This window comes from Paenibacillus sp. GCM10027627 (assembly GCF_042675505.1).
Lineage (GTDB): Bacteria > Bacillota > Bacilli > Paenibacillales > Paenibacillaceae > Pristimantibacillus.
Genome location: NZ_JBHTHB010000003.1, coordinates 101,648 through 120,165, shown reverse-complemented (window position 1 = coordinate 120,165; position 18,518 = coordinate 101,648). Strand labels below are relative to the sequence as shown.

The following is an 18,518-nucleotide window of genomic DNA, read 5'->3' as shown; positions in this document are numbered from 1 at the left end:
AGGAGCTTAGGGCAATGGCGGAGCCGTTAACAGCAGTAGTGTTTTGGGGGAGCGTAGTTGGGCAGCTTCTGTTCGCCGGAATTGCGGTTTACATATTGCTTAAGCTTATACCGAGAAGGAGCAGCCGCTCGAAAAGGCTTGCTTTTCTAAAATGGAGGACGGTTCCCGTTTCCGATAGATGGTTGAAGCTGGCAGGCGTTTCTAGAGAAAGCGCTGTTTATCAGGAGAGGGAATGGCTGCTTGCAGGGAGCGGCCTGACAGCCGATCCGGGATGGTATATGGTGGCGCGCAGAATGGCGTTGGCGGCTTGTCTGACACTGTCCACGCTCGTTATCGGCATATGGCATCAATCATTGACCGATATGAAAGCGGGTTTGCTAGCGGTAATTCCTTTACTCGCCGCTGGCGGGTTAATGATTGATAAGTGGTGGCTGGGCGCCCTTCGCAAGCTAAGAGCCATTCAGTTGACGAAAGAAATTTACGTAGTCAGCAGCCAGTTGTTGTATTTGTCGGATTCGGCTCTCCATATCCATACAAAGTTGATGCGCTGCGTACCTTATACAAGGGTCATGAGGGGAGATATAGAGCGGCTGCTGGCGGAATGGTATTACGATCCTGCGATTGCCCTTCGTCAGTTCAAACTTAGATTGGGCACCGATGACGGAATGAGCTTTGCAGAGACGATAGATGCTCTTCGGCAGCACGAAAGCGGTCAATATTACGAGTTGCTGCGCGCCAGAATTGCAGATTATAAGGAAAAGCTGGAGTTGGCAAAAGAAAGCCGCAAAGAATCAACTTCTTACATCCTGTTTATGATTGCGGGCGTTCCCATCCTCTACACGTTTCAAGTGTTTATTTTCCCGTGGGTTAGAGAGGGGCAGGAGCTGTTTCAATCGCTAGGCTGAGTGACATAGATTTTCAGAATGATAGAGATTTCGGTAATGATAGAGATTTCCGTAATGATAGAGATTTTCGGAGTGATACAGACTTTCTTTTTTGCGGGTAGCCATAAAGTGAATATTTTTGTTAATAGGAGGCGGGTGAGGGAATGCGCAATATTTTAGTGACGGTCATGATGCTGGTTGTTGTGGTGTTGCTGTTTAATGGGATTATTGCCAAGGATAAAACGGGAACGGTAAGCCAAATTCAATCGCAAGGCGACTCTGCCAATTCGAAAATCAGCGAAATGCTGCCTTAATCGGTGAGATGGCGATGAAGTTGATTTGGAACGGAAGGCTTGGAACGATTAGATTGGGGGGATGCCGTCTGCGCGCAATATTCATGTCTTTGCTGCTGCTCATTACCGCCGTTCTCATCTATACATCCGCTGCCGAAGGGGAAACGGGATTGAAAGCAGGACTGAACCGGGCCGGCGGAAATATGGCCGATTACATTGAAGGGATGAGTCCTTGAAGCAGCTGCTATTGTTTGTTTTATTTGCCGCTATGCTGTGCTGGATAATGTTTTCCCCTATTTACAAGCATGTAGCTATTATGCGGCAGGCTGTTTTGCAGCAAGAGGTTGATTATTTGCTGGAGGTTGGCTCCAGCGGCACTTACGGATTTATTAGCCGTGACATGGAGCTCGAATCGATTGAACGATTAAGGAAGTTTGGGCTAAGCGGCGAAAAGCTGCTTTATGAATACGGAACAACAAGCGGGGTCAGCGCTACAGATGCAGGGCTTCCGGTGCCGCGGGGAACCGGTATTTCTCTTATGATCAGTTACCCTTATGAAAACTTGTTTTTCATAGATTCTTTAATTGGAGTTCAGCCGATAGCGCCAGAACAAAAAATGAAGGCGTTCGGGATGAAAATGAGCGAATATGTCCCATAAATGCCGACAGGAGGCGTAGTGGTTGTATAAGCTTCTGCTAATCGCAGCAATGATGACCGTATGGCTGTTTGCACATCTGATCCAAGTGGAAGAAGAGATCGCCATGAAGACGCTGTATCAAGGGAAACGAGCAGTCAACCGGGCGGCTCATGCGGCGGCTCAGCAATTGGACAAAGTTTCTTTAGGTGACGGAGTGGTCAAGCTGGATTCAATTGCGGCGGCGGAAGCGGCCAAGCTGTATTTGCAGCGCAATTTATGGGTGGACGAAAACGGAGTGCCGCTGGAGGACACTTTTCTGCGCGATCCCGTGGAAATATTGGTGTTTGAGGTGGTGAATGCCGATCAGAAGTTTCCGTATCGTTACGTGAACGATCGGTATTCATTTGAAGCCGTCCTTGAAAGGCCGGGCGTTGTTTTGATTGTAAAAGTCGTTTTCCCGCGAGCCTTTCATGTCATGAGACCATTGGAATGGGAACTGAAAGGAGTGGCGGAGCTAGTCGTAGGGTAAACGCAATAAGGGAACATTTGGAAGGAAGCCATCGTCTATTTTGAAAGAAGACTTCTGTAAAGGAGAGACGACATTGAGACGACTGATCATTCTATTCGTATCCTTAACTTTTATGACAGCTCTGCTATTGGGCTGCCAGCGCACAGAGGGGGATGATTTAAGCTCTGAAGCTAATTTATCAGCCTATTTAGAAAAAACTTCTTTAGTAGACGGAACTATTAAGAGCATTCGGGTTTCAAAACTAAATGACAAACATGCAATTGCAGTAGAAGAAAAGGAAAAACTTGAAGCTTTTCAACGCCTCCTTTCAAGCGCAACCAAATCAGAAGGAATTGTGAATATGGATATGGAAGGCCGCGATTACGATGTGGAAATCGATTATGAAAATAATAATTATATGAGTCTGTACATTTGGATAGGCGATAAAGGACAAAAAAGTACAGTGATGAGAGTAGACGATACTCATACCGTTTATATTGTTTCGGAAGAGGGAACTGGAAGTTGGATTGAGTTTATGGAAGCCATAAATATGAAGTTATAAGCTTACAGCCGTTAAAATATAGGGGGGAGAGCATAGGGAATTTATGCACGGGTTGACTGTCCTTTGGAAAATTGGTGTAATAGGAGGGGGTTATAAATAGAAGGAGTGGACGAAATGAATCGGGAATTATCAAAAAGGCTTCATCGCGATTACTTAAAGGTATACCGAATATCGGAGCTCATTGCCAATGGCATTTTCCTTCTCGTTATAGTCGCGTATTTGATTTTGGCGCTGTGGCAGGATTGGACGCTTCTCCCGGCTTGGATTAGCGGCGGTGTGTGGGTTGCTTCATTAATCTTGTTTACATGGATTGTGCCTAACATCAAATACAAGAGATTTCGGTACGAGCTGTTTGAAGAAGAGCTGGAAATTGAATCAGGCATTATTTTTATTAGCAACGTTTTAATTCCAATGGTACGTGTGCAGCATGTTGAGCTCGGGAGCGGGCCGCTTATGCGGAAGTTTGGACTTGCCAGCGTATCGGTCGTCACGGCTGCTACTACTCATCAGATCGTAGGGCTTAAGCGTGAAGAGGCGGAATCTCTTAAGCGTCGCATTGGCGAATTGGCAAGGGTGGATGAAATTGATGAATGAAAGACGAATGCTTCATCCAGCCTACATTTTATTCGGCGTATTGTCCGTCGTTCGAGCTTTTCTGCCAGTCATTATTATCTTTTTGCTTAAAGGGGTAAGCTGGAGCGAAATTGAATGGTATTGGTTTGCCGGAATAGGCGCAGGGTTCCTCCTGCTTCTTCTTATTTGTTATATGCACTGGAAGCGGTTCGGATTTTGGCTAGAAGAGGACCGTCTCGTCATACGTTCGGGCGTATTTTTCCGTCAGGAAAAAACAATCTATTATTCGCGCATTCATTCGGTTAACGTGGAACAGCCGTTTATTCAGCGTTTGCTTGGCGTCGTCCAGTTGAAAATCGAAACGCCAGGCGGCGGCAAACAAAAGGCGGAAGGCGTTATGGAGACGCTGTCTATGGCAGAAGCAAACCGGATCAAAGAGCAGCTTAGATTGTTTTCGAAATTGGGAGCGAACAAAGCGACTGTTCTTGAGGAAGGTTACACAACTCCAAATTCCTTGCCTGATGAGAGTGAAGCTACAGCTCAAGCCCTCTCGGGCGATGGAAACGGGAATGACAGCTCCTCTGACAATAGCGGCAACGTTGCTGCTAACAGCTCCAGTGCTTATGTTCTTGAGGAGCAGGAGCCAGAAACAATCGTTTCGATTGATGCGGGGAAGTTGTTTAAAGCAGCGGCTACTTCGCTAAACTTCGGTTTGGCGGCTGCTTTTATTGCCGGTTTGTATTCGTTTGCGGACGACTTTATCAACTTGCTGCTGCCGGATCATTTTTTTGAAAATGTAGTTCAGGATTCTACGGAGCTGATGCCGGATACGCTGCTTATTGTTATTGCGGCCGTTATGTTTATCGCGTTAGTATGGATACTTTCTATTGTATTATATATTTTGAAATATAGCGGTTTTACCATTCGCAGGGATGGGCAACAACTGTCGCTTTCTTATGGATTGCTTGAGAAAAAGAGCATTTTGTTCGACCCGAAAAAAGTCCAGTCGGTTATTGTAAACGAGAGCTGGCTCCGTCAGCCGTTTGGCTATGCGGAAGTCAAATTACAAATTGTCTCCTCCGATAAGCTGGAGCAGTTGATGCTGCATCCGTTTATCCGAGTGTCCGAAATCCAAAGCTTGCTTGACGAGCTTAAGCTTGGAATATCGTTGAACAACGAAGAGGAATGGGCTAAATCGCCAAAGAAGGCGCTTCTTTACTACATTCGAACACCATTGATTGTGGCGCTTTCGGGATGTGCGGCGCTGATTTACTTTTTTGGCGCGAGCGGGGCATGGTCGCTTCTTATCATCCCTTTTATTATGTGGTGGAGAATCGGCAGTCATCATTCGGCTGGATTGCTTCTTCAAGAAAGCCAACTTACGTTGCGCCGCCGCAACATTCATCGAATGACGTATTATGTTCGGAAATCCCGTATCGTGGTTATGAAAGTAAAGCGTACGGATGCACAGCGCAAAAAAGGCGTTATGACGATATACGTTCATGTCCTTGGAAGCACGTATAGCTACAAGGTGCTTGGACTTAACGCGTCCGACGTTGAGCCGGCCTGGAACTGGTTCAGCAAAAGGCGTAAATGTTAAAGTGCTTCATGGCGAAACCATCTAAATGAATCAGTTAAGAATACTGTCATTTGTAAACATTAAAGACTAATCTATAAACAGCAATGCTGTTCGCTTTTCTTCAATGAAGAGCGAGCGGCATTGCTGTTTTTGCAAGAAATAGAGGCTATGAATAAAAAAAGTTTGCCGTAATGAACGAAACGGCTCTGCTAATCGTCACATAGTTACAGGCTAAGTGAAGGAAGGGAGAAAGCGCGGTGCTAGATGAGGCAACATTGGTGAAGAGGGCAATAAAAGGCGATGTTCGTTCGTTGTCGGAGCTGCTCCGGCAGCATTATTCCTTCCTCTATCAATACTCGCTTAAGCTTACGATGGATAAAAATCGGGCAGAAGACATTACGCAAGAGACGATGCTGAAAGCGGTAGAGAACATATCGGCTTTCCGCTCGCAATCCAAATTTACGACCTGGCTCATTTCAATTGCCTCACGCCTAGTCATTGACGGGGCCCGGAGGAGAGAGCGGGAAAAAAAGTGGATGCAGCAGGAGGAGGGATCGCTCCGATTGCTTCGATACGAATCGCTTGGCCGCATGAACGAATGGCCTGAAGCTCTCCAGGCGATAGGAGAACTGGATGAAAAGCATCGAATGGCTGTGCTGCTTAAATATTATTACGGCTACTCGCAGGAGGAAATCGCCTCTATGACCGACACGCCTGTCGGAACGGTAAAATCAAGGCTTCATCAAGGGCTGAAGCAATTAAGGGAGGGACTCTTAAGCTATGAAGAAAAATAAAAGAGGTGACGAAGAGCAGCTCTATGAAGAGGATCAGTTATGGTTCGATCTAAACGTAGCGAACGAGCTGAAAAAGCTGGACGCCGCTTTTGAAAAAGAGCCCCCCTCTGCGGAGGCAGTGGAAGCTTTTGTTGGGCAGCATCGGAAGGACATACGCGGAAGGATGTGGAGAGAACTGGCTTACTTCTGGCTTGTTATGGCTGTTTTGCTCTCGGGCATGCTTTGGGCGGCGAAGGTCCATTTTGTCTTATTTATTGTATTTCAGGCGGTTGTGGCAGCGGCGGCTTTTATCATTCTCGGTTTTACATCCGGCAAGAAGGTGAAGCGTAAATGGAACAACGGCTAGAGGAATCGCCTTGGTTTTGGCTGCTGGTGGCGGGCATCTTAATTTCTCAATCGACGTGGCTCTTTTTGGATGCACGCAAAAGAGACGCCAATTACTGGTTTTGGGGGATATGGGGTCTCGTTTATTTTCCGCTTCCGCTTATCGTGTATTGGCTCGTCGTTCGAAAAGGATGGTTAAAAAGGAGCAAATGGTTTAAAAGAAATAAACCCCATTCAAAAGAAAGTAGGGATTAAAAATGAATGAATCGATCGATTTCGCAAGCATCGCCAATATTTTGCTGCCCCTTTTAATCATCCAATTGATTTTGATGGTTATTGCGATTGTTCTCTGTATCAGGGCTAGGGAGACGAGAGGGCCCAAATGGATGTGGATTTTAATTATCCTTTTCTTTAACCTGCTGGGATCAGTGGCGTTTTTTGTGTTCGGCAGGAGGAATAGCTAGTGGCAGAGCTGCTTCAAGTTGCCCAATTGGTCAAAACGTTTAAAGCGACTCTAGCTGTAAAAGGAGTAAGCTTTACGATCGAAGAAGGGAAATGCGTCGCTCTCCTCGGCCCTAACGGCGCAGGCAAAACGACAACGATTCGTATGCTGACGGGAATGTTGAAGCCGACTTCCGGCACTATCCGCTTCCAAGGCTTTGGGGAAGGAGAGGATTGGAAGAGCATGCTCGGCTATTTGCCTCAGTCCCCTTCATTCCCGCCGTGGATGACTGGATTTGAATATGTCGTCTATGCCGGGAAGTTATGCGGATTATCGGGAGCGGACGCCAAAGCAGGCGCGAAAAAACTGCTGGAACGAGTCGGCCTTACGGAGTCGGCTGGGCGCCGAATAGGCGGCTACTCGGGAGGGATGAAGCAGCGGCTTGGTCTAGCCCAAGCATTGATCCATGGGCCGCGGCTGCTTGTTATGGATGAGCCGGTATCGGCTCTCGATCCGCTTGGAAGAAGGGAAGTGCTGGGGCTGCTGAAGGAGCTGAGACGGGAGACGACGGTTTTGTTCTCCACTCATGTGCTGCATGATGCCGAAGAGTTGTGCGACGATGTCGTTATTATGAGAAGCGGGGAAGTCGCGCTTCAAGGTTCCTTGCAGCAAATCCGAAGTGACTATCGAGAGCCGGTTATCGAGCTTCGGCTGGAGCCGTCTTTCAAGGCGGCGGCATGGGTAAAGAAATGGACCGATGAGCCGGGAGCGCCGTTTGATAAAGCAACATTTCAAAATGACGTTCTGCGATTGGAAGCAGCCGATTTGGAAACGACGCGTCAGTGGCTTATAGAAGAACTGGCGAGGGAGAAAATCGCATTTAGCCGAATTGAAGCGGGATATACGTCGCTCGAAGATTTGTTTATGAAGGTGGTGGGGGCGTGACAACTTCACATTCAGGCTTTGCGGGAGCAGGGAAGTTTGCTGCGCTGTTGCACAAGGAATGGTTGGAATTAAGCCGGAGCTTTAAACTGGTTTGGGTTCCTCTCGTTTTTATTGTACTTGGCGTTATGCAGCCCGTGACGAGTTATTTTATGCCCGAAATTATTGAAAAAGCGGGCAATATGCCAGAAGGGGCCGTCATCGAAATCCCGCTGCCAAGCGGAGCGGAGGTGCTGGCGGGTACTCTGTCGCAATTTGGCATGATGGGGGTGCTCATTCTCGTTCTCGCTTCTATGGGGGCGGTATCTGGCGAAAGAAACAGCGGAGCGGCAACTCTTACTTGGGTAAAGCCGATTTCTTTCCTAGCCTATATTGGCTCAAAATGGACCAGCATGGTTGCCCTTTCTTTAGGATCGCTGCTCGCCGGTTATGCCGCTGCATGGTACTATACGGTTCAATTATTTGAAGGAGTAGATCCAGCAGCTTGGCTAGCCAGCTATGCTTTGTTTGGATTTTGGCTTGCTTTTATAATGAGCGTGACGCTGTTGTTTAGTTCTTTGCTTCGCAGTCCGCCGGCAGCCGCCTTTTCCGCATTGGGACTCGCGGTTCTATTATCCCTGTCTGCTAGCGCAATGCCTAAATATATGAAATGGAGCCCCGGCACCTTAAGCGGATATGCGAGCAAAGCAATTATGGACGGCGGCTTTGTGAGCCTATCCCAAGTCGGCTGGCCGCTTGCCGTTACGGCAATTCTTATGGCAGGATGTCTGATCGGCTCGTCCAAAGCGCTTGAACGCACCTCCTCTTTGGACTAGCCAGGACACAAAACAGCGATTTTCCGAAAAATGATGCGTGATCATTCCTTGTCCTACAGGTTATAATGGAGTGACTAAGGGTGAACCATGACCCGGACATCAAGGGAGGAGCTGGAAGCGATGAATTTAGTGGTGGAGCAAGCGGCAGCGCGTTGGTACAAGGAGCAAATGGGGCTAAGCGATGGCGACAGCCTTCGAATCTTCGTACGGCTCGGAGGATGCGGCAGCGTACATCCCGGTCTATCCCTTGGCATTACAAAAGAAGAGCCGAGAAATGCGGGCCTAAAGCATTTGGTGGAGGGCATCACTTTTTATTTGGAAGATGATAATCTTTGGTATGTAGATAATAAGGAGCTGCGTATTTCCTTTAATGAGCAATATGAAGAAATCATTATGAAAGTAAGTTGAATTGGGCGGTTCCATGATGGGCTGCTTTTGAACATTGGCTTAAATGGCAGAAATGACGCCGTCTCTAAAGGGAAATCCCGGCAGAGGCGGCGTCTTTCTTTTGTCTATTGAGCGTATAAGATACAAAAAAAATTAGGACTGGGAAGGGCCGCTTTGTTCGCTTAATTGTTCGAGCGACTTGATTTTGCCGTGAGGGCGCTGGCGATGCTTGCGTTGGTGCCAAGCATTTTCTCGTCTGTTTTTGGACGATGTCATGGGTGCTTCACCTCCCCTCCATTAGCATGGCGCTAAGCCCCTCGGAGCATTCATGTATGGAAATGAAAATGCAGGGCATGAATTGAGAAGACATCCAAATGAAGCGTTTTATCGAAAGACATAGTAAAACCGGAAAAGCAACGATTTTAAGGGAATCGTCATGGATCGTTCAAATTACGAGGGAAATTGGCCAAAATGCGCACTTATGAGGAGCGTGAAGGTTGACTTGCGTTTTTTACAGTGGCATAATGAACATTCCTGTGATAATCATTATCACTGATAACAGCGAAATGAGTTATAGGGTAATTTTTTTTGGCACCAATTGAGAATTATTATCTCTGTAGGGGCACTTTTTTGGATTTGAGGTTGTGACATGAAGTTATGGATGCTGGTTGTAGCGCTTGTGGTCTTGTCGGCCGCTTCGTTGTTTATCGGTGTAAAATCGATCTCGCCGCTTGATCTGTTCAGCATGACGGAGGAGCAATGGCAAGTGATGTCGATTAGCCGTATTCCCCGGCTTGTCAGCATATTAATTGCCGGAATCAGCATGAGCATCGCCGGACTCATTATGCAGCAGCTCACGCGCAACAAGTTTGTATCGCCGACGACGGCGGGAACGGATGATGCGGCCAAGCTCGGCATCCTTGTAGCTTTGCTTGTGTTTTCATCGGCTACTACTATGCAAAAGATGCTCGTTGCGTTTGCGTTCGCTCTTGCGGGAACGTATTTGTTTATGAAGTTTCTGGATCGGCTCAAATTTAAAGATACGATCTTTATTCCGCTGGTGGGGCTTATGTTCGGCAATATCATCAATGCGGCGACGACCTTTTTTGCCTACAAAAACGATTTGATCCAAAGCGTAACTTCTTGGCTGCAAGGGAGCTTCTCCTCTGTTATGTCGGGAAGGTACGAGCTGCTTTATTTGAGCTTGCCATTGTTAATTGTGGCGTATTTATACGCCAATAAGTTTACAATTGCCGGCATGGGCGAAGAGTTTTCGGTCAACCTAGGCTTAAATCATAAGCTGGTCGTCAATATTGGATTAATTATTGTGGCGCTTATATCGGTGGTTGTCATTTTGACCATTGGTACGATTCCGTTTCTCGGGCTTGTTATTCCCAACATTGTTTCTCTCTATGTAGGCGACCATTTGCGAAAGAGTCTGATCCATACGGCTGTGCTTGGCGCCGTGTTTGTACTGGCTTGCGATATTTTGGGCCGCGTCATCATTTACCCTTATGAAGTACCTATCGGACTTACCGTCGGTGTGATCGGAAGCGTCCTATTTCTGTATCTGCTGATGAGGAGAAAAGCGTATGAAGCTTAAACTGACTTTGCTTGCCGCACTTGCTCTTGCTGCGGTTGCCGCATTTTTGCTCATTGATTTGCCGCACAACTGGGATTACGCGCTGGAAAGGCGATTCAAAAAGGTGCTCGCAATTGTGCTTACCGGGGGAGCGATCGCTTACGCAACGCTTATTTTCCAAACGATGACGAACAACCGAATTTTGACGCCTAACGTCATCGGGCTGGATTCGCTTTATATGCTGATTCAAACGTTTGTGGTGTTCGCTTTCGGCGTGGTCAGCTTGCCGAGTACGAACAAATTAGTCAATTTTGGACTTACCGTGCTGATTATGATGCTGTTTGTCGGCGTGCTGTATAAGCTTATTTTTAAGCGGGAAGGCAACAATATCTTTTTTCTGCTGCTGGTAGGGCTAGTGATGGGGACGATGTTTGCCAGCCTGTCGACGTTTATGCAAGTGCTGATCGATCCAAACGACTTTTTGGTGATTCAAGGCAAAATGTTCGCAAGCTTCAACAATGTCAATACAGATTTGCTCGTGTTGTCCATCATAGGTATTGCCGCTGTAGGTTTGTATGGGATGCGGTTTGCGAAATATTTTGATGTGCTGTCTCTAGGCAAGGAGCATGCGGTCAATTTAGGTGTGCCGTACAATTTTGTTGTGAAAAATCTGCTTGTTATCGTCGCGATTCTTATTGCGATTTCTACTGCGCTGGTTGGGCCGATTACGTTTCTGGGCCTTCTCGTCGTCAATTTGGCTTATCAGTTTTTGAATACTTATCGGCACCGCATTCTTATTCCGGGGGCCATGCTGATCAGCATTATTGCTTTGGTCGGCGGACAGCTCATCGTGGAAAGAGTGTTCACGTTCGAAACGACGGTGAGCGTCATCGTCAATTTTATTGGCGGAGCGTATTTCTTATATTTGCTTGTAAGGGAGAGTAAAGCATGATTGAGGTGAAAGAGGTTTCGAAAGCATACGGCGGCAAGCCGGTTGTCGAAAAGGTTTCTTTGCGCATTCGCGAAGGCGGCATTACGTCGTTTATCGGGCCAAACGGGGCGGGGAAAAGCACTCTACTTTCGATCATGAGCAGGCTGCTCCAGAAAGACAGCGGGCAAGTGCTAATCGACGGCAAAGATATTGCAGATTGGAAAAGCTCAGAGCTTGCTCGTAAAATCTCTATCCTCAAACAGTCCAATCATGTGAATTTGCGGCTTACCGTTAGAGAACTCGTCAGTTTCGGCCGATTTCCTTATTCCGGAGGAAAGCTGAACAAAGGGGATTGGGCGAGGGTCGACGAGGCGATCGCTTATATGGATCTTATCGCTTTGCAGCACAACTATTTGGATCAGCTAAGCGGCGGTCAAAATCAACGGGCGTTTATTGCCATGGTCATCGCTCAAAATACGGAGTACATATTGCTCGACGAACCGCTTAACAATCTCGATATGAAACATTCCGTTCAAATTATGAAGGTGCTGCGCCGTCTGGTGGAGGAGCTGGGGAAAACGGTCATTATCGTCATTCACGATATTAATTTTGCTTCTTGCTACTCCGACTATATCGTGGCGCTCAAAGACGGAAAGATCGTCAAGGAAGGCAAGGCGGAATCGATCATCGACAGCGCCGTGCTGGAACACATTTACGATATGGACATCCCGATAGAGGTCGTAAACGGCAATCGCATCGGAGTTTATTTCAAATAAGTGTACAAGCAACAGCCAATAGGCTTTGTTTCTATATTTCACAACAAGAGAAGGAGTGCAGAACATGAAAAAGACATTCAGTTTGACAGCAATGATTTTGGTATTCGCTATGGTGCTTGCCGCATGCGGAGGCAGTGGCGGAAATAATAAAGGAAACGGCGGCAGTTCGCCGTCGCCATCGGCGGAAGCTTCACCGCCAGCTTCCGGAGCGCCGTCCGAAATTGTAGTGAAGCATGAACTTGGAGAAACAACAGTAAAAGTAAATCCGGGCAAAGTCGTTGTGTTCGATTACGGTACACTCGATACGCTAGATAAATTGGGCGTGGAAGTGGCTTCTGTCCCGCAAACCAACATTCCGGCATACTTGGATAAGTACAAAGATGCTAAATATGCTAATGCAGGCGGACTGAAAGAGCCCGATTTCGAAACGATCGACGGCCTTTCTCCGGATCTAATCATTATCTCTGGCCGTCAAGCCGACCATTATGAAGAGCTGAACAAAATCGCGCCTACGATCTACATGGGAGTGGACGCAGCTAACTATATGGAATCGTTTAAAACAAACGTGAACACGCTGGCTGACATTTTCGGCAAACAAGCGGAAGCGAAGGCGGCACTGGAGGAAATCGAAGCATCGATTAAAGCAGTACATGAAAAGGCGACTGCCGGAGGCAAAAAAGGGTTGATCATTTTGACCAATGAAGGGAAAATCAGCTCTTTTGGCCCAGGCTCGCGCTTCGGCATTATTCACGATGTGCTTGGCGTAGCTCCGGTTGATCCTGGCATCAAAGCCGATACACATGGCAATGAAGTGACGTTTGAATATATCGCCGAAAAAAATCCCGATTATTTATTCGTAATCGATCGCAACACGGCAGTTGCTGCGGGTGAAAAAGGCGTAAAACAATCGATTGAAAACGATCTGGTCAAAAACACGACGGCTTACAAAGATGGCAAAATCGTTTATTTGGACCCGCAATACTGGTACTTGTCCGGCGGCGGCCTCATTTCGGTTGCCGAAATGGTCAAAGAAATTGGCGCAGTCGTTCAATAGACGCATTAAGCTAGCTGCACGGTAATGATTTTCCAATTACTTATTAATATCTCACTTCAAGGGTTGATCTTTAGGTATTGTACCTAATGGATCAACCCTTGTTGTATAATGGGCTAATTGGAGTTTTTTGCAACATGAATAAACAGGAATAGGTGATCGAATGAAAGTGCTGGCGATAAGGGATTTAGAAAAGTTTTCGGAAAACGCTATCGTATTTCCTGCATTTTCACTGGAAGTGGAAATGGGAAGTATCGTGGCGCTTTATTCGAGCATGAATGTGCGTCAGACGCTGCTTGCTATGCTTTTTGGCAAAATGCCGATCTCAAGAGGAACGATTGCCGTAAACGGAGAATCTTGTGCCGTCAAATCGAAGCGATATTTTTCCCTGGTCGCCTTTCAGTTTCTGGAAGACGGATTGTACGAGAGATTATCGGTGAGAGAGAGCTTGGTTTTTTATAAAAAGCTGTATGGATCGTCACTAACCGTGGAAGAGGCAATACGTCTTGTACAGTTGGAAAGAAAAGCAAACGTTCGTTTAGCAAAGCTTTCTTATTCGGAAAAACGGCGGATTCAGTTTGCCAAGCTGTTATTTCAAGAATCAGCGGCTTTAATGGTTTTTGAAGAGCCGGATCAAAATGTGGACAACGAAACGAAGCTTATTTACCAGCAGCTCGTTATTTGGTTAACAGAGCGGGGAAAAAGCTTGTTGGTGCTGACAGGAAATATGGAAACGGCGCTTAGCGTAACCAATCATATTTACCGGCTGGACGAAAAAGGGCTGAAAGCCTTTGATATAAGGGAAGAGGATGAAGAGATAGGGGAAGTGACGGCAGAAGGCGTTCAAGTTGGAGAGCGGCCCGCTTCCGAGCAGGAACTGAAAAGGCTGCAAGAGACTAGATTGACAGCGGAACTCGAACCATCAGAATCGGATAGCTTGCAATCCGATCCATCCGATCCATCCGATCCATCCGAACTAGGTGAATCAGACGGGGAAGCCCCGGAACAATTTTCGGCTGAAGAGGGAGTCATTCAGTTTGTCCGTTTTGAAAAAATACCGACTCGAATGAACGACAAAATGATTCTATTTAACCCGCCGGAAATCGATTACATCGAAAGCAGCGAGGGCCAATCCAATCTCTATATTGGAGGAGAATCGTATCCGACCGCTTTCAAAATCAACGAGCTGGAGGAGCGGCTAAGCCGGTACGGTTTTTTCCGCTGCCATCGATCCTATATCGTCAATTTGCAAAAAGTGCGTGAGGTCATCACTTTTACAAGAAACAGCTATAGCCTCATTTTGGATGATGCAGCCAAATCGTCAGTGCCTCTTTCAAAAACAAAAATGGCCGAATTAAAAGAGATGATGGGTCTGAAATAAGGGGCTCCGCCAGCTTGCTTCATCAGCTCCACTCGTCTCCGTTTTTGCGCCAATCAACCCTTCGTATGCTCCTTTCATAGGGAATATAATGCGCTAATCCCTTATCTGGCGTAGCATTTGGGTATGGCAAACGACAAAACGGAGGTTGGACACGAGATGGAAAATATCATTGAAGTACGCTCGCTGCAAAAATCATTTTCGAATTCCCGGGCGTTAAAAGATGTAAGCTTTAGCGTTCGCAAGGGTGAAATTTTTGGGTTTCTTGGACCGAGCGGATCGGGCAAAACGACAACTATTAAAATATTAACCGCACAATTAAATGCGACTGCGGGAAGCGCAACTGTGTTTGGAGTAAACGCGGATCAATTAAAGCAAAACAAATTTCGCAAAAAAATCGGCATCATCACAGACAATACTTCTTTATACGGTAGGTTGTCCGTTTACGATAATTTGAAGTTTTTCTGCGACCTTTACGAAGTGCCTTATTCCCGAATCGACGAAGTGCTGAGCATGGTCAATTTGACGGGAGAGAGCAAAAAGATCGTATCCAAGTTGTCGAAAGGAATGCTGCAACGGATTACGCTCGCTAGAGCCTTTCTTCACGAGCCGGAGCTGCTGTTTTTGGACGAGCCCACTTCGGCGCTGGACCCTGTTAATACAAAGCATATTTATGACGGCTTGCTAAAGCTAAAGGCTCAAGGAACAACGATCTTTTTGACAACGCATGATATGAGCGAAGCCGAAACGTTGTGTGATCGGGTTGCGTTTCTTCACAACGGGCAAATTCAATTAATGGATTCGCCGACAAAGCTGAAGGAGCAACGGGGCAGTCAGGAATTGATTGTGGAACTGAAAGACGGCTCCAAAGTGACCGTTCCGAAAGGCGCCGAAGGAGCACAGCAATTGTTCCAATACATGAGTGCTAATGAAGTGGCCGCAGTGAATACGAATCAACCGACGTTAGGCGACATTTTTGTAGAAGTGACAGGGAGGGCATTGGCATGACATTTTCGATGAGACGAGTATACGCTATTTTACAAAAGGACTATAAAGACATTTCGCGCAATATGTTTGTATTTGTAACGTTGTTTTTACCGCTGCTTATGGCGGCATTTTATGGAAGAATGGGCGAAACGACCGTTTATGCCGATTATATGATCATTAACATGACTTTTGTTCTGGTAGGCGCTTATGTGCAGTCATCGCTTATTGCGGAGGAAAAAGAAAAAAATACGCTGCGCGGATTGACGCTTTCGCCTGCCAGCACGCTTGAAATTTTTCTCGGAAAAAGTTTGCTCAGCTTTATCGCAACGGCAGTCGTTGTAGTAGCTTCAATGCTGCTGCTCGACTATTCGCCTCAAAATGTGCCCGCTGTGGCAATTGCACTAATCGTGTCCACGGCATTTTATTTGGCGATTGGCACTTTGATTGGTTTATACACGAAGTCGGTTATGGAAGCGTCGGTAGCGATTTTGCCAGTCGTCGGGGTGTTTACTTTTGGATCGGCGCTGCTTCCTTTTATTGAGCAATTCCCTGTACTTTCTGTATTGGAATACATGCCGAATATGCAGCTTCTGGATTTGGCCGTTCAAGTGGAGGCGGGAGCAGGCTTTGCCGATGTCGCTGTAAACCTATTGATCATATTGGCTTGGGCTGTCGTTATGAATGCTTTGTCCGTTTATGTTTACAAAAGAAGAATGGTGGACGAGTAGAATCATTTGTTTTTCGCATCATTGATATTAGGCGTTGTTGATGCAAAGCAGGAATTGTCTGGCTAATCGTTTTTTGGATGGATGGAGCGCCGTGCATGAGGGAAAACTGTTGGAGAAGTTATAACGGGAGGTTATCGTTATGTCTATCCGAGGTTTGGTGACGGCGCTCGCTGCCGTAGGAACGGCTCAAATGCTGAAGCTGCCGTGGCATTATGGACAAACGGGTGAATGGGATTGGAACAAGATTGTCGGTTCCGGAGGCATGCCCAGCTCTCATTCAAGCGGCGTATCGGCCCTTGCCGTCTATACAGGGATTAAGAGCGGTGTACGCTCACCCGAATTTGCAATTGCATCCATGCTTGGCATTGTGGTTATGTACGATGCCATGAATATCCGCAGGCATGCTGGAGAAATCGCGATTCAAGTCAACGATTTGGATGCCGATGTCGAAAAGCTGGCTGGTCATCATCCAGGCATCTATCATAAGCGGCGTAAAGAACGGTTGAAGGAAACGCTGGGGCATCAACCTCGCGAAGTGGCGGCAGGAGCCCTTCTTGGAGCTCTTATTGGACTGGCTGGAGCAGCGGTTTCGAAGTAAAGCAGGCTTATGTTTGGCACAAAAGCTGTTGTTCTATCCTCCCGCAAAAGCGGCGAGGATTTTTTTTGGTTAAATAACGATTGACTTCGATTAATAGATTGTATACAATTTAATTATTCAATCGATAAATTGGAGGGATTGACTTTTGTCTATTTATTCCATCGATGTTACAACGATAAAAGGCGAGTCGCAAACTTTGGAGCCTTATAAAGGCAAAGTGATGCTGATTGTAAATACAGCGACAGGCTGCGGCTTTGCGCCTCAGTTTAAAGGGCTGCAAAAGCTGCATGAAGACTACAAGGAGCAAGGGTTTGCGGTACTCGGCTTTCCATGCTCCCAATTCGGCAATCAGGAGAAGGGCGACAACGACGAAATTGCCGCTAGCTGCGAGCTTAATTTTGGTGTAAACTTCCCCTTATATTCAAAGATTGATGTGAACGGAAACGGCGCTCATCCATTATTTAAGCTGCTGACGGATCAAGCGAGAGGTCTGCTCGGTTCAAAGTCGATTAAGTGGAATTTTACGAAGTTTTTGGTCGACCGGGAGGGGAAAGTCGTTAAACGTTTTGGCCCAACCGAAGAGCCCGCTCGAATAGAAGGCGAAGTCGTCAAGCTATTGGGATAAACTATAGACGGATTAAAAAAAGACGATGCTTGGATTCCTTTTCAAGCATCGTCTTTTTTATGTGGCGCTGCTTACCCTCGCGGAGGGTAAACGCCAGATAAACTAATGATATAGTTAATTCCTAAATAAGGCTGCATATTGTTATGCGGCGCACTGCCGCCGGTCAAAGTAAGAGCGGCGGGATTCATGGTCGTGTTCGAGTTTGCGGTTGTATAAGGTTTTGGTCCCAAAACTCCTGGAGTTGCTGACCAAGTAACCGCGCTTGGATCGCCAATATCGGCCCCAGGGTTTGAGCTGCAATTAGGAATATGGTTATGCATCGGCATTTCAGAAGCTTGCAAAGCGACTGTGCTGCTGCCTACTTGCTCACCTACATACCTTGGAGTGAGACCAAGCCCCTGCCCTTGGCCCATTGGAGCGGTCCCTTGCAGGTTAGGCAATGCAAAATTAGATTTTCCGTCCCCGCCATACATAGTTCCAAGGATGGAAAACAGCGCTGTATATCGCTGAATAGGTAAAAGCTGGCCTGCGCAAATCGCCCAGTCCTTTGGTGCAAAGTTTCCTGCAAACATTCGAATTTCACCAATATATGGATCCATTAATATTCCTCCTAACCTCTGCTTGGATAAATGCCGTTATTTGCGATGCAAAATGATAGGGCGAGATAAGGCTGCATGTTGTTATGCGGCTGCGAGCCTCCTGTATTTCCTAAAGCGGTCGATTTGAGAGTGACGTCTACACCGGTTGCATAGCATGGCTGTGGAGATTGAGCCCAAACCGTGCCTGCCGGTTTATTAATAGTGGCGGTCTCTTTTGAGGCATTAACGGTATGCGTATGCTGCGGCATCTCGGCAACGGTTAACGTATGTGCGTCTTCTCCGCCCTTCTCTCCCAAAGTAGTAACGGACCCGACACCGACCGGCACTCGTCCGTTCAAATTAGGCAGTCCAAAGGTTCTTATGCCGTCTCCGCCATAAGCGGTGCCAAGCAAAGAGAAAAGAACTTGGTAGGTTTGAATAGGCAACAACTGTCCGTTGCAAGGGAACCAGCCTCTAGGGATTCTATTATATGGAAAAGCTTGGATTTGACCAACAAAGGGTTCTGACACAGGCTACTCCTCCT

General features: G+C 46.9%; 27 protein-coding genes. 24 read left to right on the top strand and 3 right to left on the bottom strand.

Annotated elements, in window-relative coordinates; genetic code table 11:
- The first annotated feature begins 14 nt into the window (after nt 1-14).
- The 15 genes from ACFQZE_RS12340 to ACFQZE_RS12270 all read left to right on the top strand — a co-directional run bounded on the left by ACFQZE_RS12340 (nt 15) and on the right by ACFQZE_RS12270 (nt 8,761).
- Complete coding sequence (locus tag ACFQZE_RS12340; protein ID WP_379357270.1) at nt 15-905, top strand: hypothetical protein; 891 nt, start codon at nt 15-17, stop codon at nt 903-905.
- Between the two features lie 143 nt (nt 906-1,048).
- Entirely contained in the window at nt 1,049-1,198 is a 150-nt protein-coding gene (locus tag ACFQZE_RS12335; protein ID WP_379357268.1) for a hypothetical protein, read from the top strand.
- A 14-nt stretch (nt 1,199-1,212) separates the two neighbouring features.
- Nucleotides 1,213-1,413: a hypothetical protein gene (locus tag ACFQZE_RS12330; RefSeq protein WP_379357266.1), complete on the top strand. Its 201-nt coding sequence runs from the start codon at nt 1,213-1,215 to the stop codon at nt 1,411-1,413.
- Complete coding sequence (locus ACFQZE_RS12325; RefSeq protein WP_379357264.1) at nt 1,410-1,835, top strand: hypothetical protein; 426 nt, start codon at nt 1,410-1,412, stop codon at nt 1,833-1,835. Before ACFQZE_RS12330 ends, ACFQZE_RS12325 begins: the two co-directional genes overlap by 4 nt.
- A gap of 22 nt (nt 1,836-1,857) precedes the next feature.
- Nucleotides 1,858-2,343 carry a hypothetical protein gene (locus tag ACFQZE_RS12320; RefSeq protein WP_379357262.1) on the top strand — a complete coding sequence of 162 codons (486 nt, stop codon included), beginning with the start codon at nt 1,858-1,860 and terminating at the stop codon, nt 2,341-2,343.
- Between the two features lie 73 nt (nt 2,344-2,416).
- Complete coding sequence (locus tag ACFQZE_RS12315; protein WP_379357260.1) at nt 2,417-2,884, top strand: YhfM domain-containing protein; 468 nt, start codon at nt 2,417-2,419, stop codon at nt 2,882-2,884.
- 114 nt (nt 2,885-2,998) lie between these two features.
- Nucleotides 2,999-3,478: a PH domain-containing protein gene (locus tag ACFQZE_RS12310; RefSeq protein WP_379357258.1), complete on the top strand. Its 480-nt coding sequence runs from the start codon at nt 2,999-3,001 to the stop codon at nt 3,476-3,478.
- Complete coding sequence (locus ACFQZE_RS12305) at nt 3,471-5,057, top strand: PH domain-containing protein (RefSeq protein WP_379357256.1); 1,587 nt, start codon at nt 3,471-3,473, stop codon at nt 5,055-5,057. The genes ACFQZE_RS12310 and ACFQZE_RS12305 overlap by 8 nt, the downstream gene beginning before the upstream one ends.
- 236 nt (nt 5,058-5,293) lie before the next feature.
- A complete protein-coding gene (sigY, locus tag ACFQZE_RS12300) occupies nt 5,294-5,830 on the top strand; it encodes an RNA polymerase sigma factor SigY (protein ID WP_379357254.1) in 537 nt (178 codons plus the stop codon).
- Nucleotides 5,817-6,176 carry a YxlC family protein gene (locus tag ACFQZE_RS12295; protein ID WP_379357252.1) on the top strand — a complete coding sequence of 120 codons (360 nt, stop codon included), beginning with the start codon at nt 5,817-5,819 and terminating at the stop codon, nt 6,174-6,176. The genes sigY and ACFQZE_RS12295 overlap by 14 nt, the downstream gene beginning before the upstream one ends.
- Nucleotides 6,161-6,409 carry a sigmaY antisigma factor component gene (locus tag ACFQZE_RS12290; RefSeq protein WP_379357250.1) on the top strand — a complete coding sequence of 83 codons (249 nt, stop codon included), beginning with the start codon at nt 6,161-6,163 and terminating at the stop codon, nt 6,407-6,409. The genes ACFQZE_RS12295 and ACFQZE_RS12290 overlap by 16 nt, the downstream gene beginning before the upstream one ends.
- A gap of 2 nt (nt 6,410-6,411) precedes the next feature.
- Nucleotides 6,412-6,618 carry a PLD nuclease N-terminal domain-containing protein gene (locus ACFQZE_RS12285; protein WP_379357248.1) on the top strand — a complete coding sequence of 69 codons (207 nt, stop codon included), beginning with the start codon at nt 6,412-6,414 and terminating at the stop codon, nt 6,616-6,618.
- Nucleotides 6,618-7,541: an ABC transporter ATP-binding protein gene (locus ACFQZE_RS12280; RefSeq protein ID WP_379357246.1), complete on the top strand. Its 924-nt coding sequence runs from the start codon at nt 6,618-6,620 to the stop codon at nt 7,539-7,541. Before ACFQZE_RS12285 ends, ACFQZE_RS12280 begins: the two co-directional genes overlap by 1 nt.
- Nucleotides 7,538-8,353, top strand: a complete 816-nt coding sequence (locus tag ACFQZE_RS12275; RefSeq protein WP_379357244.1) for an ABC transporter permease — start codon at nt 7,538-7,540, stop codon at nt 8,351-8,353. Before ACFQZE_RS12280 ends, ACFQZE_RS12275 begins: the two co-directional genes overlap by 4 nt.
- A gap of 120 nt (nt 8,354-8,473) precedes the next feature.
- Entirely contained in the window at nt 8,474-8,761 is a 288-nt protein-coding gene (locus tag ACFQZE_RS12270) for a HesB/YadR/YfhF family protein (protein WP_379357242.1), read from the top strand.
- A gap of 132 nt (nt 8,762-8,893) precedes the next feature.
- Here ACFQZE_RS12270 and ACFQZE_RS12265 read toward each other — a convergent pair whose 3' ends face one another.
- Entirely contained in the window at nt 8,894-9,016 is a 123-nt protein-coding gene (locus ACFQZE_RS12265; protein ID WP_379357240.1) for a DUF6254 family protein, read from the bottom strand.
- A gap of 373 nt (nt 9,017-9,389) precedes the next feature.
- Here ACFQZE_RS12265 and ACFQZE_RS12260 point away from each other — a divergent pair, with 373 nt between their 5' ends.
- The 9 genes from ACFQZE_RS12260 (at nt 9,390) to ACFQZE_RS12220 (ending at nt 17,396) form a co-directional block, all read left to right on the top strand.
- A complete protein-coding gene (locus ACFQZE_RS12260) occupies nt 9,390-10,343 on the top strand; it encodes an ABC transporter permease (RefSeq protein WP_379357238.1) in 954 nt (317 codons plus the stop codon).
- Entirely contained in the window at nt 10,333-11,274 is a 942-nt protein-coding gene (locus ACFQZE_RS12255; protein WP_379357236.1) for an iron chelate uptake ABC transporter family permease subunit, read from the top strand. Before ACFQZE_RS12260 ends, ACFQZE_RS12255 begins: the two co-directional genes overlap by 11 nt.
- Nucleotides 11,271-12,029: an iron ABC transporter ATP-binding protein gene (locus tag ACFQZE_RS12250; protein ID WP_379357234.1), complete on the top strand. Its 759-nt coding sequence runs from the start codon at nt 11,271-11,273 to the stop codon at nt 12,027-12,029. The genes ACFQZE_RS12255 and ACFQZE_RS12250 overlap by 4 nt, the downstream gene beginning before the upstream one ends.
- A gap of 64 nt (nt 12,030-12,093) precedes the next feature.
- A complete protein-coding gene (locus tag ACFQZE_RS12245; RefSeq protein WP_379357232.1) occupies nt 12,094-13,083 on the top strand; it encodes a siderophore ABC transporter substrate-binding protein in 990 nt (329 codons plus the stop codon).
- 160 nt (nt 13,084-13,243) lie between these two features.
- On the top strand, nt 13,244-14,461 hold the full coding sequence (locus tag ACFQZE_RS12240; RefSeq protein ID WP_379357230.1) for a LytTR family transcriptional regulator DNA-binding domain-containing protein: 1,218 nt from the start codon (nt 13,244-13,246) through the stop codon (nt 14,459-14,461).
- 156 nt (nt 14,462-14,617) lie between these two features.
- Nucleotides 14,618-15,466: an ABC transporter ATP-binding protein gene (locus ACFQZE_RS12235; protein WP_379357228.1), complete on the top strand. Its 849-nt coding sequence runs from the start codon at nt 14,618-14,620 to the stop codon at nt 15,464-15,466.
- Nucleotides 15,463-16,173: an ABC transporter permease gene (locus tag ACFQZE_RS12230; RefSeq protein ID WP_379357226.1), complete on the top strand. Its 711-nt coding sequence runs from the start codon at nt 15,463-15,465 to the stop codon at nt 16,171-16,173. Before ACFQZE_RS12235 ends, ACFQZE_RS12230 begins: the two co-directional genes overlap by 4 nt.
- 139 nt (nt 16,174-16,312) lie before the next feature.
- Nucleotides 16,313-16,771: a divergent PAP2 family protein gene (locus ACFQZE_RS12225; RefSeq protein WP_379357224.1), complete on the top strand. Its 459-nt coding sequence runs from the start codon at nt 16,313-16,315 to the stop codon at nt 16,769-16,771.
- Between the two features lie 145 nt (nt 16,772-16,916).
- The gene (locus ACFQZE_RS12220; RefSeq protein WP_379357222.1) at nt 16,917-17,396 is read left to right on the top strand and encodes a glutathione peroxidase; all 480 of its coding nucleotides are present in this window, start codon (nt 16,917-16,919) and stop codon (nt 17,394-17,396) included.
- A 71-nt stretch (nt 17,397-17,467) separates the two neighbouring features.
- Here the strand turns inward: ACFQZE_RS12220 and ACFQZE_RS12215 are convergent, their stop codons facing one another.
- The gene (locus ACFQZE_RS12215; protein WP_379357220.1) at nt 17,468-17,995 is read right to left on the bottom strand and encodes a phage tail protein; all 528 of its coding nucleotides are present in this window, start codon (nt 17,993-17,995) and stop codon (nt 17,468-17,470) included.
- A gap of 11 nt (nt 17,996-18,006) precedes the next feature.
- Nucleotides 18,007-18,504 carry a phage tail protein gene (locus tag ACFQZE_RS12210; RefSeq protein WP_379357218.1) on the bottom strand — a complete coding sequence of 166 codons (498 nt, stop codon included), beginning with the start codon at nt 18,502-18,504 and terminating at the stop codon, nt 18,007-18,009.
- Nucleotides 18,505-18,518: the final 14 nt, after the last annotated feature.

Coding starts and splice junctions, on each gene's coding strand:
- ACFQZE_RS12340 (WP_379357270.1), top strand. CDS start 15: ATGGCGGAGCCGTTAACAGCAGTAGTGTTTTGGGGGAGCGTAGTTGGG.
- ACFQZE_RS12335 (WP_379357268.1), top strand. CDS start 1,049: ATGCGCAATATTTTAGTGACGGTCATGATGCTGGTTGTTGTGGTGTTG.
- ACFQZE_RS12330 (WP_379357266.1), top strand. CDS start 1,213: ATGAAGTTGATTTGGAACGGAAGGCTTGGAACGATTAGATTGGGGGGA.
- ACFQZE_RS12310 (WP_379357258.1), top strand. CDS start 2,999: ATGAATCGGGAATTATCAAAAAGGCTTCATCGCGATTACTTAAAGGTA.
- ACFQZE_RS12305 (WP_379357256.1), top strand. CDS start 3,471: ATGAATGAAAGACGAATGCTTCATCCAGCCTACATTTTATTCGGCGTA.
- ACFQZE_RS12295 (WP_379357252.1), top strand. CDS start 5,817: ATGAAGAAAAATAAAAGAGGTGACGAAGAGCAGCTCTATGAAGAGGAT.
- ACFQZE_RS12290 (WP_379357250.1), top strand. CDS start 6,161: ATGGAACAACGGCTAGAGGAATCGCCTTGGTTTTGGCTGCTGGTGGCG.
- ACFQZE_RS12285 (WP_379357248.1), top strand. CDS start 6,412: ATGAATGAATCGATCGATTTCGCAAGCATCGCCAATATTTTGCTGCCC.
- ACFQZE_RS12270 (WP_379357242.1), top strand. CDS start 8,474: ATGAATTTAGTGGTGGAGCAAGCGGCAGCGCGTTGGTACAAGGAGCAA.
- ACFQZE_RS12265 (WP_379357240.1), bottom strand. CDS start 9,016: ATGACATCGTCCAAAAACAGACGAGAAAATGCTTGGCACCAACGCAAG.
- ACFQZE_RS12260 (WP_379357238.1), top strand. CDS start 9,390: ATGAAGTTATGGATGCTGGTTGTAGCGCTTGTGGTCTTGTCGGCCGCT.
- ACFQZE_RS12255 (WP_379357236.1), top strand. CDS start 10,333: ATGAAGCTTAAACTGACTTTGCTTGCCGCACTTGCTCTTGCTGCGGTT.
- ACFQZE_RS12250 (WP_379357234.1), top strand. CDS start 11,271: ATGATTGAGGTGAAAGAGGTTTCGAAAGCATACGGCGGCAAGCCGGTT.
- ACFQZE_RS12245 (WP_379357232.1), top strand. CDS start 12,094: ATGAAAAAGACATTCAGTTTGACAGCAATGATTTTGGTATTCGCTATG.
- ACFQZE_RS12240 (WP_379357230.1), top strand. CDS start 13,244: ATGAAAGTGCTGGCGATAAGGGATTTAGAAAAGTTTTCGGAAAACGCT.
- ACFQZE_RS12235 (WP_379357228.1), top strand. CDS start 14,618: ATGGAAAATATCATTGAAGTACGCTCGCTGCAAAAATCATTTTCGAAT.
- ACFQZE_RS12230 (WP_379357226.1), top strand. CDS start 15,463: ATGACATTTTCGATGAGACGAGTATACGCTATTTTACAAAAGGACTAT.
- ACFQZE_RS12225 (WP_379357224.1), top strand. CDS start 16,313: ATGTCTATCCGAGGTTTGGTGACGGCGCTCGCTGCCGTAGGAACGGCT.
- ACFQZE_RS12215 (WP_379357220.1), bottom strand. CDS start 17,995: ATGGATCCATATATTGGTGAAATTCGAATGTTTGCAGGAAACTTTGCA.